Origin of the sequence: Mangrovibacter phragmitis (genome assembly GCF_001655675.1) — a bacterium.
In the GTDB taxonomy this organism is placed as follows: Bacteria; Pseudomonadota; Gammaproteobacteria; order Enterobacterales; family Enterobacteriaceae; genus Mangrovibacter; species Mangrovibacter phragmitis.
Genome location: NZ_LYRP01000037.1, coordinates 1 through 798 on the forward strand (window position 1 = coordinate 1; position 798 = coordinate 798).

Below are 798 nucleotides of genomic sequence, written 5' to 3' on the forward strand. Positions count from 1 at the left end.
GCATACCCTTCCGGTGTTTTGGCCGGGCCGGCGTAATAAATCGGGTGGTCCTTAATGTACTGTGGCAGTTCTTCACCGCTGTCCAGCAACTCTTTCAGTCTGGCATGGGCAATGTCGCGCCCGACAATAATGGTGCCGTTCAGGGAAAGCCGGGTGGACACCGGGAACTGCGACAGCTGTTGCAGGATTTCGCTCATCGGGCGGTTCAGGTCCACTTTCACCACTTCGCCTTCATTTTCGCCGCGCAGCGCTGCCGGAATGTACTGACCGGGGTTATCTTCCAGCTTCTCAATCCAGATGCCTTCGCGGTTGATTTTCGCTTTCACATTACGGTCTGCGGAGCAGGACACGCCCATACCAACCGGGCAGGATGCCCCGTGGCGCGGCAGGCGGATAACCCGGATATCATGGGCAAAGTATTTCCCGCCGAACTGTGCGCCAAGACCCAGGTTCTGCGCTTCGGTCATCAGCGCCTGTTCCAGTTGTACATCGCGGAATGCCTGGCCGTGCTCGTTGCCTTCTGTGGGCAGGCCGTCGTAATAACGGGTGGACGCCAGTTTCACGGTTTTCAGGGTGCTTTCAGCCGACGTACCACCAATCACAAAAGCGATATGGTATGGCGGGCAGGCCGCCGTACCCAGAGTCCGCATTTTCTCCACCAGGTAGTTCTTCAGTCTGGCAGGCGTGATAAGCGCCTTGGTTTCCTGGTACAGATAGGTTTTGTTGGCTGAACCGCCGCCTTTGGCGATACACAGGAATTTGTATTCGTCGCCATCCACGCTGTAGAGGTCAATCTGG

At 56.9% G+C, this 798-nt stretch carries 1 protein-coding gene; it reads right to left on the reverse strand.

Annotated features, from left to right (window positions below; all coding sequences use genetic code 11):
• Positions 1 to 798, reverse strand: a 798-nt coding sequence (locus A9B99_RS17605; protein ID WP_197499292.1) for a fumarate hydratase, incomplete at both ends; no start/stop codon positions are given.